Origin of the sequence: Marinobacter sp. (assembly GCF_041595835.1) — a bacterium.
In the GTDB taxonomy this organism is placed as follows: domain Bacteria; phylum Pseudomonadota; class Gammaproteobacteria; order Pseudomonadales; family Oleiphilaceae; genus Marinobacter.
The window spans coordinates 38809-54134 of the sequence record NZ_JBFHJO010000017.1; the positions used below are offsets into that span (position 1 = coordinate 38809).

The following is a 15326-nucleotide window of genomic DNA, read 5'->3' on the forward strand; positions in this document are numbered from 1 at the left end:
CTACCTAAAGCCTGTTATTGTTGACGCCGAACACGCCCGCCTCTGACTTTCCCGCCCGCGCCTGCCAGCTTCAGCATACTTTGATTCATATGGGCATGGCACAGGGCAATAGCCAGTGCATCGGCAGCGTCTTCCTGGGGCTTCCGGGATAAGCCCAGAAGTGCCTGGACCATATGCTGAACCTGAGATTTTTCAGCGCCGCCGGTGCCTACAACGGCCTGTTTAACCTGTCGGGCCGAGTATTCGTGAACCGCAAGCCCACTGTTCGCAGCGCTGACGATTGCAGCTCCCCTGGCCTGCCCCAGCTTCAGGGCTGAGTCTGGGTTCCGGGCCATAAACACCTGTTCTATGGCGAACTCTTCCGGGCGAAACTCGCCAATCAACATTCCAAGGCTTTGAAAGATGGTTTGCAAGCGCTCAGCCATAGGCTTTTCGCCCACTCGAATACAGCCACTATCGAGATATTCGATCTGGCGGCCTTCCACTCGGATAATTCCGTAGCCGGTAATTCTGGAACCGGGGTCTACCCCCAGGATGATAGGCATCCGCTTGCCCTCAGAGGTGTAAGAGGATGGTCAAACCAAAGAGGCGGCCTACGCCGCCCCCTGGTTTCAGCACTTATGATTCTGCATCTTCAGTCTTGTCACTTTCCGCAGCCTTAGCGGAGCGGCGCAAACGAATGTGCAGTTCTTTCAACTGTTTTTCATCTACTCCACCCGGCGCCTGGGTCATCAGACAGGTTGCGCTTTGGGTTTTCGGGAAGGCAATGACATCACGAATAGACGACGAACCGGTCATCAGCATCACCAGACGGTCAAGACCAAAGGCGAGGCCTCCGTGTGGCGGGCAACCGAATTTCAGAGCATCCAGCAAGAAGCCAAACTTCGCGCGGGCTTCATCTTCACTGATACCGAGGATGCGGAACACTGTTTCCTGCATTTCGCCGTCGTGGATACGGATGGAACCGCCTCCCAGCTCGGTACCGTTCAGAACCATATCATAGGCACGGGACAAAGCGTTCGCCGGGTCAGCCGCCAGTTCTTCAGGACTGCAGGACGGTGCCGTGAACGGGTGGTGAATAGCTGTCAGACCGCCGTCCGGAGTTTCCTCGAACATCGGGAAATCTACTACCCACATTGGAGCCCATTCACAGGTCAACATGTTCAGGTCGTGCCCCACTTTAATGCGTAGCGCACCCAGGGCTTCATTAACGACAACGGTTTTATCAGCACCGAAGAACACGATATCTCCGTCTTCAGCACCTACCCGTTCCATAATAGCCAGAGCAACGTCATCGCCCAGGAATTTCACGATTGGGGACTGCAGGCCTTCAACACCTTTCGCCAGTTCATTGACCTTGATATAGGCCAAACCTTTAGCACCGTAAATGCCGACAAACTTGGTGTATTCGTCAATCTGCTTGCGGCTCAGTTCTCCACCTTTCGGCACACGCAGGGCTGCGACACGGCCTTTCGGGTCTTTGGCCGGGCCAGCAAAGACTTTGAAGTCGACACTTTCAACGAGATCGCCAACGTCCTGCAACTCCAGCGGAATACGTAAATCCGGCTTATCACTACCGAAGCGTTGCATGGCTTCAGCGTACGGCATACGTGGGAATTCAGGCAGATCCACATCCAGAACATCTTTGAACAGGGCGCGGATCATGTCTTCGTTCAGGTTCATCAGGCTTTCTTCATCAACAAAAGAGGCCTCGATGTCTACCTGGGTAAATTCCGGCTGACGATCGGCACGCAGATCTTCGTCACGGAAGCACTTGGCAATTTGGTAGTAACGGTCAACACCAGACACCATCAGCATCTGTTTGAACAACTGTGGAGACTGGGGTAACGCGAAGAATGAACCTTCGTGAGTACGGCTAGGCACCAGGTAATCACGGGCACCTTCCGGGGTTGCACGGGTCAGGATGGGGGTTTCCACATCCATGAATCCACGGCTGTCCAGGAAGTTACGGAGGTAACTGGTCACCCGGGAGCGGAAACGCAAGCGGTTGATCATCTCCGGGCGGCGCAGATCGATAAAGCGATAGCGCAGACGAACATCTTCACCTACGTCTACGTGCTCATCCAGTGGGAACGGTGGCGTGGCAGCAGCATTCAGGATGACCAGTTCTTTACCCAGCAGTTCTACCTGGCCCGTAGGCATGTTGTTATTTTCGGTCCCGGCAGGGCGACGGCGCACGATGCCGGTTACCTTTACAACAAACTCACTACGAACTTTCTCGGCCAGAGCGAAGCTTTCTTCGGTGTCTGGGTCTACGACGACCTGAGAAATGCCATCCCGGTCCCGCAGATCCAGGAATATAACCCCACCGTGGTCACGGCGGCGATGTACCCATCCACAGAGTGTAACTTCCTGATCAATGTGAGATTCGTTGATCCCACCGCAATAGTGACTGCGCATACCGGTTCCCGTTGTGTCTGAATGTGTGCGTTAATTCGTAATGTCTGGGCAAGCAAAATCTTGGCCGTTAAAAACTTTTGCGACCTTACTGGAAAAGCCGCCCATTATAAACACAATGACACTGAAAATCAGGCGTACCGGAACGCATTTCAGACACTCGGATGACTCCAAAGGAACTGACGGCTAGAATGCTGCCTTCAGGCAGTCATTGGAGCAGGTATTTTGGCCACCAGAGCAGAGCAAAAACTGAAAACCCGGCGGGCATTGATGGATGCTGCCCTGACTCAGCTTAGCGCAGACCGGGGCTTTGGCAGCCTGAGCCTGAGAGAGGTGGCCCGGGAAGCAGGCATTGCCCCTACCTCCTTCTACCGACACTTTTCAGATCTGGATGAACTGGGCCTTGCCCTGGTCGATGAAGGCGGCGTAGCTCTGCGGCAACTGATGCGCCAGGCGCGAAAACGAATTGTCCGGGATGGTAGCGCCATATCAACCTCTGTCGACACTTTCATGGAATACCTTGGCAACAATGCCAACCTTTTCAGGCTGATGCTGAGAGAACGCACCGGGGTTTCCAAACCGTTCCGAACCGCCGTCAAGGCTGAGATTGAACATTTCGTCACAGAGCTGGCCGCTGATCTGCACCGCTTTGCTGAGGAGCAAAATAAACCATTATCTGATGCCCGCCTGGTGGCGGAAGCCATGGTAACGCTGGTATTCAGTCAAGGTGCCGAGGCGCTTGATGCAACGCCCAAAGAATGCGAAGAACTAAAAACAAAGCTAAAGATTGAGTTGAGGATGATTCTGGTAGGCTCCCATACCCTGGCTCAATGGCAGCAGGGCCGGGATGAGTAATCATTTAATACATCAAGCCAACTGCAGCAAAACGGGCCTGAGCTTTTCACGGATACTGGCCAGTTCATTTTCGCTATAGGGCACCGCAGCCTGCTTACCCCATACCGGAGCCGGCCATGCCGGATCATCTTCAAAGCGGACAATGTGGTGCAGGTGAAGTTGCGGCACCATATTCCCGAGTGCCGCTACGTTCATCTTATCGCCGCCGAAGAGCTTCATCATGCCTTCGCTGAGTACTGACGACTCCTCCAGCAGCCGAACCTGCTGTTCTGGTGTCAGCTGGTAAATTTCCCGTATGCCTGCAACCGCAGGCACCAGAATAATCCATGGCCAGGTCCGGTCATTCATCAGCCGGATATCACACAACCGGGACCGCCCCAGGCTATGGGTATCCGCCGCTAAGCGCTCATGAAGCTCAAACATAGCCATCCCTTCGCCACTAATCGATAGAGTGGAACTGGTTTTGCCCACGACCAATCGCGTAGTAGGTCAGACCATAGCGTTCCAGCATTTCCGGCTCGTACAGATTACGGCCATCGAAGACCGCCTGTTCTTTCAGGATACCCGCGATAACGTCGAAGTCTGGCGAGCGGAACTCTTTCCATTCCGTGCATATCGCCAGCACATCAGCACCTTTAAGAGCCTGCTCCTTGGTACCGCACAACGTCAATCCGCTATGGTCACCATAAATCCGCTGAGTTTCGTTCATCGCTTCAGGGTCAAACGCCTGGACACTCGCCCCGGCCTTCCAGAGGCTTTCCATCAGAGTCCGGGATGATGCCTCACGCATATCGTCTGTATTCGGTTTGAATGCAAGCCCCCAGAGCGCAACCACTTTGCCTTTCAGGTTTCCCTGGAAGTAGTGGCTGATCTTGTCAAACAGGACGTGCTTCTGGGCATAGTTCACTTCTTCTACAGCATTCAGCAGTTTGGCGTCGTAACCACAGGCACTCGCGGTTCGAGCCAGTGCCTGCACGTCTTTAGGAAAACAGGAACCGCCATAACCACAACCCGGATAGATAAAGTGGTAGCCAATCCGGGGATCAGAACCAATACCCCGGCGTACAGCCTCAATATCAGCACCCAGACGCTCAGCCAGGTTGGACATTTCGTTCATGAAACTGATTTTTGTAGCCAGCAAGGAGTTTGCAGCATACTTGGTCAGTTCCGCAGAGCGGATATCCATGAAAATCATGCGATCGTGGTTACGGTTGAAGGGGTAGTAAACCTCCCGGAGCACATCCGCCGCTTTCTCGCTGTCAGTACCAATAATGATACGGTCAGGCTTCATAAAATCATTGATGGCCGCCCCTTCTTTCAGGAACTCCGGGTTGGAGACCACATCAAAATCCAACTCAATCCCGCGATGATCCAACTGAGCCCGTACTGCGCCCTTTACCTTGTCACCAGTACCCACGGGAACCGTAGACTTATCTACAACGACTTTGTAGTCATCCATGTATTGACCGATAGACTTAGCCACCGCCAGCACATATTGGAGGTCGGCAGAGCCATCTTCATCAGGCGGCGTGCCTACTGCTATAAATTGCAGGGTTCCGTGTTTTACCGCTTCTTCCGCATCGGTGGTAAACGACAGGCGGCCGGCTTCAACGGTGTGTTTGACGATCGCATCCAGGCCAGGCTCATAAATAGGTATCTGACCGTTCCTGAGCTTTTCGATTTTGCCGTTATCCACATCCATGCAAAGCACGTCATGCCCCACATCGGCCAGGCAGGCTCCGGTCACCAGCCCCACATAACCCGTTCCAAAGATCGTAATTTTCATGCTTCTTTCCTGAAGAATAAGTTAAAGCGTTATTTAGCTGCTTTTTTCTGAAGCCAGATTTTTTCCCAGGCCAGCGCTGTGCGGACGATGGTATTGAGGTCATCGTAATCAGGTTGCCACCCCAGAACCTGCTTGATCCGGGCATTATCGGCCATCAGCGCTGCCGGATCTCCGGCTCTGCGACCGGTTTTCTGAACAGGAAAATCAACGCCGGATTCAGCTTTAACCACGTCAATCACTTCATTCACGGTAAAACCACTTCCGTAACCGCAATTCAGTACCTGAGATTCACCACCACGAGCCATATAATCCAGCGCCATAACGTGCGCCTTGGCGAGATCTTCAACGTGGATATAATCCCGAATACAGGTGCCGTCACGGGTGTCGTAGTCGGTGCCGAAAACGCTCATTCCGTCACGCTGTCCAGTAACGCATTCACAAGCCACTTTAATCAGGTGAGTCGCTTCAGGTGTCGCCTGCCCCAGGAGGCCATCGGGGTTGGCACCTGCCACATTGAAATAGCGCAACACCACGTAGTTAAGACTGGAGGCAGCAGCCAGATCCATGATCATACGCTCGCTCATCATTTTCGAAGCGCCGTATGGATTGATCGGTGCCAAAGGAAGATCTTCCGTCAGGACTGTCTGCTCCGGCATGCCATAAACCGCAGCGGTTGAGGAGAAGACCATGTACGGGGTTTTATGACGTTCGATCGCCTTAAGCAGATTCAGGGTGTTTCGGGTATTGTTGCCATAGTATTTGAGTGGATTGGAAACCGACTCTGGCACCACAATATTGGCAGCAAAATGCAGTACAGCTTCAAAGTTGTTTGCGGCAAACACCTGTTCAATCGCGTGTTCATCAGCCAGATCGCCTACCACCAGCTCGCCTGCGGTCACCGCCCAACGATATCCAGTAGACAGGTTATCGAAAACGACAATATCGTGACCAGCTTCCGCCAACTGGCGAACAACGTGACTACCAATATAACCGGCACCGCCTGTTACTAGTACTTTCACGTAGAATTACTCCTTCCCTGAATGTTGTGTGCGCCGTTGGCGGATTTCGGCCCGCCGGCGGCTGAAAAAATCGCTGATAATCTGACTGCAGCCCTCTTCTAAAACACCACCCTCTGTTTCAACATGCCAGTTCAGGTGGGGTTCGTCCAGCGTGCGCCGGGCTGACTCGATCGCGCCCGCTTTGGGCTCTCGGGCACCGTAAACAAGACGACTGATACGACTGTGCACAATGGCACCAACACACATAGTGCAAGGCTCCAGCGTGACATACAGTGTGGCTCCGGTGAGCCGGTAATTCCCCGCCCGGGCCGCCGCATCACGCAGGGCCCGAATCTCAGCATGAGCTGTGGGGTCACAGCCGGTAATCGGCGCATTATACCCTACGCCTATCTCCCGGCCATTGTGAACAATGACGGCCCCTACGGGAACCTCATCCATCAACGCAGCACGCCCCGCCAGCATCAATGCCCGGGCCATCCAGTATTCGTCATTTTTCGGTGAATCCGGCATAAAGCGATTCTGCTGATAGCGCCCTGTATAAATGCGGTAATGGCCAGTCCGGTAAGGCCACGAAAATACCATTATTCCTTTTCTTTACCAAGCGCGAGCCGGATTACTCATCTGAGGTGGTAGATGTTTCCGGAGCCAGACAGGCTACACCTCGGCGGTATATGGCAAACACCCCGGGTGCATCCCGACACATCTGAGCCATATCACCGGAGATCATAGACTGCATAATCAGCCCCTGAATTGTGCCAATGAAGAGTGTCGCGGCGGCATGGTTGTCCAGGTTACACGGTAAATCACCCCGAGCTTTTGCCGTATCAATCAATCCATTCAGGCGATCCGCATACTGCTTGAGTAACTCATGGGCCAGCCGCTTCGCCGGCGTGGGTTTAGCACCCTGCAGCTCACCAAACAGCATTCTGGGCGCACCGGGATGCTCAGACACAAAAGCAATGTGTGCCATAAACATGGCTTCCATTGCCGCCAACGGCGACTCAGTTCCTTCTGCTGACTTCTCGATTCTCGACATCAGGTTCTCAGCCACCCATTTCATAACTGCCCGCCAGATGGCTTCTTTATTCGGGAAGTGCCGGAACAGCGCGCCCTGAGTCAATTGCATGTGTTTAGCGATCGCGGCCGTTGTGATCTCGCCCGGGTTGGTTGTTGCGGCAAGGTCAAGCACCGCCTCCACAGTCACATTCCGACGCTCTTCCGCCGGAAGGTTCTTGGCTCGGGATTTATCCATTATTCGCTCTCATGCAATATCACAGTTACTGTCGTCTTCATGCTCACGCTGCGTCCAGCCCCAGTCATCAAACAACACGTAGATTGCCGGGATCATCACCAGAACCAACACGGTTGTAACCAGCAAACCAAACACCACGGAAATCACCAATGGTTTGATGGCGGCAGACTGGACACTGGTTTCCGCGAGCAAGGGCAACAGACCAGCAATCGTGGTAGTTGAGGTAATGAGAATGGCGCGGAGCCGTTCCCGACTGGCCTTCCCTGCGGCAACGACCACGGTCATTCCCTTACTGCGGTTTTCCTTAATAAACTGAACCAACAGTATGGAATTATTCACTACGATACCCGCTAAAGACGCTGCGCCAATCATTGAAGGCATCGATATGTACCAGCCCATCAGAACGTGCCCCCACAATGCCCCGGCAAAGGCCAGTGGAATGGTCAGCATAACGATAAGCGGTTCCAGATAACTGCGGAACTGGAAAGACAGAATCACAAATACGCCAAGCAAACCAATCAGCAGCCCCCGTATAATGGAGCCACCGGTTTCAGCGGAACGGGCTACCTGCCCTTCAAAACTGAGTAACACATCTGGGTGGCGCTGATGAAATACTGCAAGCCATTCCCCGCTCATATCATTAACAACCGCCTGAGCACTTGCCTTACCCGCATCCACGTTTGCCTGAACCGTAACGGTACGCTGACCACCCACCCGGGTAATCATGGCCCAGCCCCTCTGATCGTGGGTATCCACAACCACTTCCAATGGTATGTGCCGACCATCGGGCATGGTGATGGTCTGGTCAGCAAGGTCATCCAGGCTGGACCTGTCGTATTCCGCCTGGCGCACCAGAATGTCTACATCACGCCGGCCGATCCGCTGGGTATCCACAATTTCTCCCAGAAAGTCTGCCCGCAACTGTGAAGCCACCATGTCTGCGGTTACCCCCGTCGCTAAAGCGCCCTCTTTCAGGGTGAAGGTACGCTGGGGTTTACCGGGCCGGAGATCATCAATGATGTTGTAGACCGCCTCATATCCGGACAGGTGCATGCTGACATCCAGCGCTGCCATTTTAAGCGCATCAAGATCCTCTCCCTGCAGGCGTACTTCTATCGGAATACCCGCTGGCCCGAACCCCGGCTCCTGAATAATCAGGCTGGAAAGCCCCGGAATATCACCAATATGCTCACGCCAGGCAAACGTCAGTTCGTCCAGCGTGATGCTTCTTTGCTCAGCACTCAGCAAGTCAACCATGACCGTTGCAACATGAGTACCAGCTTCCTGCGCACTGGGGTTGTAATTAAAACGCACCTGAACCGCACGCACTAACGGAGTTTCTCCGGGTTGCTCAGACGTCAGCTCATCATTCAATTGCCACATAGCCTCCGACACCTGAGAGGCAACACGTTCGGTACGTGCTAACGGGGTGCCCTGAGGCATCAGGATACGAGCTTCCAGGGTGTCACCATCCAGATCCGGCATTGCTTCTGTGCTGATGTGCCCGCCCGCCATGAAGCCTGCCGTACCCAGCAGAAGAAACAACATCCCGCCCAAAACCGCATAACGCCAGCTCACGGCTTTGTCGGCAAGCTTGCCGATGTATTCCTGAAAAACACCAAATCTCCGATCAAACCCTGTTCTGAAACGGGATTGATGGGGCGTCTGCAACAACAACACACTGCCTTTCAAGTGATGAGGCAAAATCCAGATGGCTTCAATCAGGCTGGCAAACAACGCCGCAATCAAAACCACTGGCAGCACTTTAAGCACAGCCCCCAGTTCTCCCACCAGAAACGCCAGAGGGGCAAATACCCATACAGTAGTCAGAAAAGAGGACATAACACTTGGCAACACTTGCTGGGTGCCAACCACAACGGCCGCCAGAGGTGAAGCGCCCGCCCGGGCCTGAACAGCAATGTTATCGGCGATCACCACCGCGTCGTCCATAACGATACCCAGCGCCATCAGCAGCGCCACCAAGGTAATCATGTTCAGCGTCAGACCAGTAAGACCCATCACCAGAAAGGCACCGGCAAAAGCCACAGGCAATCCAAGCACCGCCCATAATGCAAGGCGCGGCCGGAAGAACAGACCTAATACGACAACCAGCAATAAAAGACCTTGCAGCCCATTGCCTACCAGCATTTCCAGGCGATCCCGGACAATGTTGGTCATGTTCTGGGTCAGCGTCAGATTGAGCGGTGCGCTTATGCGCTGACGTTCACTTTCTATAAGAGCTGTCAGCTCCTCCAGAACGTCGAGGGAGTCATCCTGAAGTGTTTTACTAACCTCCAAAACCACTGCTCGCTGGTTATTAAAATAGATCTTTGCTTCAGGCTGTTCGCCGGTTTCTGTCAGCGTTGCAATTTGCCCGAGGGTAAGCTCTCCGCCTCCGACACCGGATACCACTACCAAATCAGAAAGCTGCTCAAGGCTGCGCCGCTGATCGGTAAACCGTAACAGGATATCTTGCTCTGGTGTCTCCAGTGTGCCCAGCGGAACATCAATACTCTGCTGCCGAAGCCGCATGGCCAGATCCTGAGCTGACAGATTGTATTGCGCGAGCAGGTCTCTGCCGACCTCAACCTGCCATTGCCGTTGGGAAAGGCCTTTAAGCGATACGTCTGCAACCCCGGGAAGCACCATGATGCGATCTTCCAGCCCCAACGCATAATCTTCCAGCTGACTCGGCGCCAGATCACCATGTACTGCCACCGCTGCCACCAGATCACTTCGGTGCAACTCCCTTACCACTGGCCTTTCTGCCCGGGCGGGAAGATCTGTCAGGGCGTTCACTTCTGTGTCTATATCACTCAGAAAACGGATAGAATCTCCGCCTGCTTCCATGCTGACGATGGCGTGAGCAAGATTATCCTGTGCGACACACTCTATTTCGTCCAGATAATCCAGACCTTTGACAGCATCGTAAAGCCGTCGACAGATGGCATCTTCAACATCTGCAGCACTGGCACCGCGATAGACAACATCGATACTTACTTCCACCGGACGGTAGTCAGGAAAGGTTTCCCGCTTGAGGTCAGGAGCCGCAAACAATCCCGCAGCCAGAAGCAGTAACAGCAGCAGGTTAGCCGCCGTAGGGTGACCAGCAAACCAGCGGATCATAGCTCTTCACCTAACGCCCGTTGCTGCAACTGCTGCTCCAGATCCCGGTTACGGTATGGCGTTACTTTCATACCGGAGATAGCCAGGCCGGGGTCATCGGTGATCAGCGTATCGCCGGCGTTCACCCCACTCTCAATCACGGCAAGACCATTCTGTTCAAAAGCAATGGTCACCGGCTGCCGCTTCAGACGATTATCTTCACCCAGCACATAGACTTCACCCTGATGCACCGCTGATGCCGGCACCGCCAGCAGATCATTTTGACCTTTGGCGGAAAGGACAACCTGAACATGCATATCCCGTTGCAATGCGGGACGTTCAGGCACATGTTCAAGACTGTAGGGCTCACTGATAGCAACGATCACACGCCCGGTCCGGGTACCGGGACTCAAACCACTGGCAATTCCTGTTACCTTTGCAGGCCAGCGAACTTCAGGAAAACCAGTAAGGCGTACTTCACCTTGAATGGCTGAAAAATCCAGCCGTTCCGCAATATCCAGCACAGGTCGCCCGGCCTCAATCGGTTTCGACACGGCTGACATCAGCCGCCGCAGCATAGCCAGAGGCACCTGTGCCTCGACTTCAGCCTGTTCAATTCCGTCTGCCAGAAACAACGGCTGACCAACTCCTATATGTTGGTAAAGGTCCACTTCAACGGAACGGATGCGGAGATCATAGGGCGCGATAAAGCGGGTATCCTCAAGATCCCGCCGGCTTTGTTCAAGCCGGGTGTTTGCGCGCTGAAGCTGCGCCTCAAGATGTTGCTGCCGGGACGGGAACAAGGAGAGCTGATTTTTAAGAGACTGCACCAACTGGCGCTGCGACAAAGTTGCCCGTAACTGTTCATCCCGCCGCGACCGGGATACTGCACCGGTTTTTAGCAGGCGCTCAATGCGGCTGAGCTCGCCTTCGGACAATATAAGCCGTTCACTCTCCAGTTCCAGAAGGCTGTGAGTATTTTGTTTCTCCGCTTTCAATTGGGCTTGCTCTGCAACCAGAGAAGCCAGCTCTGCCTCGGATTCTGCAATGGCCAACTCGTAACGGGCGGAATCCAGTGCCAGCAATAGCGTACCAGCCGGCAGCAGCTTGCCACTTTCCAGATCCGGGTGGCGCGTCACAACCCGGCCAGCTACGCTGGCAACAGCCAGCCAGGTTTTTGCGGGCCGGGTAATGCCAGGCCCGCGAGCCTTATAAACAAAGGGAGAAGGCTGTACTTCAATCACCGTTAATGTTGGCGGCTCGGTTGGTGTCAAATTACGTGCGGGCCCTTCTCGTAAAGACACAAGGAACACTATCAACAGGACCCCGCCAATCAGGCCAGCCAGGGCCATAACTTTATGATCGCCAAACCGCCCCGCCATCGTTGGATGCTCTCTTTAATATGATTGACTACAGAAAAGATAGTAATTGGTTACTATCTTTTCTGCAAACACTGAATCGTATATTTTTCAAACAATTCACGCCTCTGCTCTCTTCTTGATTCATGTCAAGTAATCACCACCTACTCAGCACGTCACCCGATCACAACTATACTCTCTACAGGCAACTCTACATCGAAACAGGAGGATGCATTATGAAAGCACTGGTATTTCACGGACCGGGCAAACATAGCTGGGAAGACAAACCAAAACCTACCATCAATAAACCAACGGATGCGGTAGTTCGTGTTACCCACACAACCATTTGTGGTACCGACCTCCACATTCTGAAAGGTGATGTGCCCGCTGTTACAGAAGGCCGCATCCTAGGCCACGAAGGTGTTGGTGTCGTTGAAGAAGTCGGCGACGGCGTCAGCAACATCAAAATAGGCGACAAGGTATTGATCTCCTGCGTTACGTCTTGCGGGCGTTGCGATTATTGCAAGCGTGGCATCTACGCCCATTGTCGCGACGGAGGCTGGATCCTCGGCCATTTGATCGACGGCACGCAGGCCGAATACGTGCGCATCCCCCACGCAGACAACAGCCTGTACACACTGCCCGTCGGAATGGATCCGGCTGCAGCCGTTATGTTGAGTGATATTCTCCCCACAGGACACGAGATTGGTGCCCTGAACGGCGAAGTAAAGCTTGGCGATACCGTAGCCATTGTCGGTGCCGGCCCTATCGGGTTAGCCGCGGTGATGACATCGCGATTTTACTCTCCAGCGCGAATCATCATGATCGACCCTGATGAAAACCGCCTGGCCATGGCCAAAATGCTAGGCGCCACTGACACCATCGCCAGAGATCCTGTTGAAGCCATTAAAGAATTGACCAATGGTGAGGGTGTGGACGTTGCGATGGAAGCAGTCGGCATTCCCGAAACCTTCGATATCTGCCAGGACATCATCCGTGCTGGTGGCAATATCGCGAACATAGGGGTTCACGGTAAAAGCGTTGAGTTCAAACTACAGGACCTGTGGATCAAGAACATTACCGTGCGTACAGGCCTGGTAAGCACGAACACCATCCCTGTACTTATGAAGGTTGTCGAGAGTGGTGATGTAAAACCAGAGGACCTGGTGACTCATCGTTTCAAGCTCAACGATATCGAAAAGGCTTATGACATTTTTGGCCAGGCGGCAAAGGAAAAGGCTGTCAAAATGTTGCTAACGGCCGAGTAAAGGTTAGCTGTGCAGGGGCATGTCCGACATCGTGCGGCATCCAGGTTATTGGTCGGAGTTATCCGGGCCCCCTGCCAATACCAGTGGCCAGAAGCCCCACAGGGCCAGACGCAGGTTAAAAACAGGTGCCGGGGCGGTGACCACTTTTCTGCGCGCCTATGGCAGCCGGGTTAAAACGGATGCAACCATTGGCTGATCTGTAATTCCCCGAAAAACCGTAGCGCTCAAACGTAGAGCCCTCGGTAAGCTAAAAGGTGTAGATGCGATCCTCTCTGACCGAGTAGAAAGCGAGAGCACCTTCGTTTCCACCGGTGCAGTCGAGGGCGAGATAGTTGCCCAGCCGGAGTGGCGCCGGAACTTTGGTATGGCCCGCGCAAACACGCCATACACCGTGAACGCCTGACACTATTGCATCTCTGACCCGCTTCCGGCCCCAGAGCGCGTAACGTTTGGTTTCCTCGTTGACGATATCGCTCTTGAACTCGGACCACCCCATCCCGACAGGGACGTCGGCATGAACTATCCCAATTCCCCCCTGCTCAGACTCCAGTTCGATGGCAACCGGAAGATACTTTAGTCGCTGGACGATCCGGATGCGGGACCGCTGATCTATCGAATCCCACCAGGCTGCCCCTCCTGCAGGAGACGATCCGCATGGATCATTGTCATACGCCTGAATAAGCATCTGCTCGTGATTACCCATCACCATGTGAAACCAGGACTGATCCAATAGTTTCAATCCACCCGCCGGATCGGGGCCCCGGTCGATCAGATCCCCGACCGAAATAATACGGTCGCATGCCGGGTTGAAATCAAGCGCGTTAAGGCCATGAAAAAAATCCGGCATTTTGAAGTGAATATCGCCAACGATAAAATCACGGCCGCCCGTATTCTTACCCAGCTTCAGGAAATCACTCATCTCGCAGTACCTGTCGGGACTTTAAAATGTAAAGGTCAGGCAAATTGTCCCGCATAGTCACGGGCAAATTGCGCGGCAATACGCCCGGAGCGAGAACCTCGCTGGGTTGCCCAGCGATTTGCATGTATGACCGCCTCTTCATAGGCCTCATCCGGAACCTCGTACTCTTTAAGCCAATGCCTGACGGCTTCAAGGTATTCATCGGGCGAAAAGCCATAGAAGGATATCCAAAGCCCAAACCGCTCGGATAGGGAGATCTTCTCTTCGATTTCCTCACCCGGATGAAGCCTGTTGTCTGCGCCCCGGATCATATTCAGGTTATCCGACATACGCTCAGCGATCAGATGGCGGCGATTGGAGGTGGCGTAGATCAGGATATTGGAGGTTTGTCCGGTTATGGAACCATCCAGGGCTGTTTTGAGGCGCTTGTAGCCTATATCACCCTCTTCAAAAGACAGATCATCACAGAACAATATGAACTTGCCCTGCTGGCGGCTCAGGATATCGATGACTTCCGGCAGATCACCGATGTTTTCCTTGTCGATTTCAACCAGCCGAAGACCCTGATGGTGAAACTCATGCAGACAGGCCTTCACCAGCGAAGACTTGCCCGTACCCCGTGAGCCCGTCAGCAGCACGTTATTGGCGGGCTTTCCTTCAAGAAACTGGATGGTATTTTGCCGGATGAGTTGCTTCTGTCGATCTACCGACTTCAGTTGGTCAAAGCTGATCAGCCCCGGGTTCGGAACGGGAAGCAAAACCGCTTTCTTTCCCCCTTGCGTCAGACGGTACTGCCACTGAAATGCGATGATATCAGGGTCCAGTTGCTGATCCTGTTCGGCGGGGTATGCCCGCTCCAGAGCATCTGCAATCCGAGTTAACTGTTTCAGCAGTTCGTGCTGAAGTGGAGTTGATTGATTGGCGATCATTGCTTGTAACCAGGGTTGTCGAGGGGCGTTAAGCTTGCCAATAGCTGCCACCCCCGTCTAACGACGGATAGACCTCAATCGTCGATTAATGGACATTTTCTGGAGAGTTACCTGTTACTGACATACGCACGACAAACACAGCCAGCCCCTCACTCAGACGCTTTGCGCTGGGCCCGCTGGAAAGCCGTTGGCGCGATACCAAACTCACGGCGGAACATTGCGGTAAAGGCGCTTGGATTGGAGTAACCGGCCTCCAGAGCCACATCAAGGATGCTCCGTCCCAGCGCAAGCTCTTCCAGTGCCACCAGCAACCGGGCCTGTTTGCGCCATTTTCCGTAGGTGATGCCCAGTTCACGGGCGAACCACCGCTGAATGGTCTTTACGTTGACATCCAGATGCGCGGCGCATTCCGCCAGC

The 15326-nt window shown here is 53.8% G+C and carries 14 protein-coding genes; 2 read left to right on the forward strand and 12 right to left on the reverse strand.

The window, feature by feature from the left end; genetic code table 11:
* Nucleotides 1-14: 14 nt before the first annotated feature.
* Together ruvC and aspS are read right to left on the reverse strand one after the other, a co-directional pair.
* Entirely contained in the window at nucleotides 15-545 is a 531-nt protein-coding gene (gene ruvC / locus ABYA77_RS08060; RefSeq protein ID WP_372965438.1) for a crossover junction endodeoxyribonuclease RuvC, read from the reverse strand.
* A gap of 73 nt (nucleotides 546-618) precedes the next feature.
* On the reverse strand, nucleotides 619-2421 hold the full coding sequence (gene aspS / locus ABYA77_RS08065; protein WP_372965439.1) for an aspartate--tRNA ligase: 1803 nt from the start codon (nucleotides 2419-2421) through the stop codon (nucleotides 619-621).
* A 222-nt stretch (nucleotides 2422-2643) separates the two neighbouring features.
* Between aspS and fabR the strand changes: the two genes are divergently transcribed.
* Nucleotides 2644-3273 (forward strand): HTH-type transcriptional repressor FabR, encoded by a 630-nt coding sequence (gene fabR / locus ABYA77_RS08070; RefSeq protein WP_372965440.1) that lies wholly within the window; start codon nucleotides 2644-2646, stop codon nucleotides 3271-3273.
* 12 nt (nucleotides 3274-3285) lie between these two features.
* On the opposite strand, the gene ABYA77_RS08075 is transcribed toward fabR, so the two are convergent.
* From ABYA77_RS08075 to ABYA77_RS08105, 7 genes are all read right to left on the reverse strand, one after another.
* Complete coding sequence (locus tag ABYA77_RS08075; protein WP_372965441.1) at nucleotides 3286-3696, reverse strand: HIT domain-containing protein; 411 nt, start codon at nucleotides 3694-3696, stop codon at nucleotides 3286-3288.
* A gap of 16 nt (nucleotides 3697-3712) precedes the next feature.
* On the reverse strand, nucleotides 3713-5059 hold the full coding sequence (locus ABYA77_RS08080; RefSeq protein WP_372965442.1) for a UDP-glucose/GDP-mannose dehydrogenase family protein: 1347 nt from the start codon (nucleotides 5057-5059) through the stop codon (nucleotides 3713-3715).
* A gap of 29 nt (nucleotides 5060-5088) precedes the next feature.
* Complete coding sequence (gene galE, locus ABYA77_RS08085; RefSeq protein WP_372965443.1) at nucleotides 5089-6078, reverse strand: UDP-glucose 4-epimerase GalE; 990 nt, start codon at nucleotides 6076-6078, stop codon at nucleotides 5089-5091.
* A 6-nt stretch (nucleotides 6079-6084) separates the two neighbouring features.
* Entirely contained in the window at nucleotides 6085-6588 is a 504-nt protein-coding gene (tadA, locus tag ABYA77_RS08090) for a tRNA adenosine(34) deaminase TadA (RefSeq protein ID WP_372965454.1), read from the reverse strand.
* Between the two features lie 103 nt (nucleotides 6589-6691).
* Nucleotides 6692-7330: a TetR/AcrR family transcriptional regulator gene (locus ABYA77_RS08095; protein ID WP_372965444.1), complete on the reverse strand. Its 639-nt coding sequence runs from the start codon at nucleotides 7328-7330 to the stop codon at nucleotides 6692-6694.
* 9 nt (nucleotides 7331-7339) lie between these two features.
* Entirely contained in the window at nucleotides 7340-10456 is a 3117-nt protein-coding gene (locus tag ABYA77_RS08100) for an efflux RND transporter permease subunit (protein ID WP_372965445.1), read from the reverse strand.
* Entirely contained in the window at nucleotides 10453-11817 is a 1365-nt protein-coding gene (locus tag ABYA77_RS08105) for an efflux RND transporter periplasmic adaptor subunit (RefSeq protein WP_372965446.1), read from the reverse strand. The genes ABYA77_RS08100 and ABYA77_RS08105 overlap by 4 nt, the downstream gene beginning before the upstream one ends.
* Nucleotides 11818-12029: 212 nt before the next feature.
* Here ABYA77_RS08105 and ABYA77_RS08110 point away from each other — a divergent pair, with 212 nt between their 5' ends.
* Nucleotides 12030-13061, forward strand: a complete 1032-nt coding sequence (locus ABYA77_RS08110; RefSeq protein ID WP_372965447.1) for a zinc-dependent alcohol dehydrogenase family protein — start codon at nucleotides 12030-12032, stop codon at nucleotides 13059-13061.
* 247 nt (nucleotides 13062-13308) lie between these two features.
* Here the strand turns inward: ABYA77_RS08110 and ABYA77_RS08115 are convergent, their stop codons facing one another.
* The 3 genes from ABYA77_RS08115 to ABYA77_RS08125 all read right to left on the reverse strand — a co-directional run.
* A complete protein-coding gene (locus ABYA77_RS08115; RefSeq protein ID WP_372965448.1) occupies nucleotides 13309-13980 on the reverse strand; it encodes a metallophosphoesterase in 672 nt (223 codons plus the stop codon).
* 35 nt (nucleotides 13981-14015) lie between these two features.
* Nucleotides 14016-14909, reverse strand: coding sequence for an ATP-binding protein (locus ABYA77_RS08120; RefSeq protein WP_372965449.1), 894 nt, complete (start codon nucleotides 14907-14909; stop codon nucleotides 14016-14018).
* A 149-nt stretch (nucleotides 14910-15058) separates the two neighbouring features.
* The coding region (locus ABYA77_RS08125) for a helix-turn-helix domain-containing protein (RefSeq protein WP_372965450.1) at nucleotides 15059-15326 on the reverse strand (268 nt) is incomplete at its 5' end.

Coding starts and splice junctions, on each gene's coding strand:
- ruvC (WP_372965438.1), bottom strand. CDS start 545: ATGCCTATCATCCTGGGGGTAGACCCCGGTTCCAGAATTACCGGCTAC.
- aspS (WP_372965439.1), bottom strand. CDS start 2,421: ATGCGCAGTCACTATTGCGGTGGGATCAACGAATCTCACATTGATCAG.
- ABYA77_RS08075 (WP_372965441.1), bottom strand. CDS start 3,696: ATGTTTGAGCTTCATGAGCGCTTAGCGGCGGATACCCATAGCCTGGGG.
- ABYA77_RS08080 (WP_372965442.1), bottom strand. CDS start 5,059: ATGAAAATTACGATCTTTGGAACGGGTTATGTGGGGCTGGTGACCGGA.
- tadA (WP_372965454.1), bottom strand. CDS start 6,588: ATGCCGGATTCACCGAAAAATGACGAATACTGGATGGCCCGGGCATTG.
- ABYA77_RS08095 (WP_372965444.1), bottom strand. CDS start 7,330: ATGGATAAATCCCGAGCCAAGAACCTTCCGGCGGAAGAGCGTCGGAAT.
- ABYA77_RS08100 (WP_372965445.1), bottom strand. CDS start 10,456: ATGATCCGCTGGTTTGCTGGTCACCCTACGGCGGCTAACCTGCTGCTG.
- ABYA77_RS08105 (WP_372965446.1), bottom strand. CDS start 11,817: ATGGCGGGGCGGTTTGGCGATCATAAAGTTATGGCCCTGGCTGGCCTG.
- ABYA77_RS08110 (WP_372965447.1), top strand. CDS start 12,030: ATGAAAGCACTGGTATTTCACGGACCGGGCAAACATAGCTGGGAAGAC.
- ABYA77_RS08115 (WP_372965448.1), bottom strand. CDS start 13,980: ATGAGTGATTTCCTGAAGCTGGGTAAGAATACGGGCGGCCGTGATTTT.
- ABYA77_RS08120 (WP_372965449.1), bottom strand. CDS start 14,909: ATGATCGCCAATCAATCAACTCCACTTCAGCACGAACTGCTGAAACAG.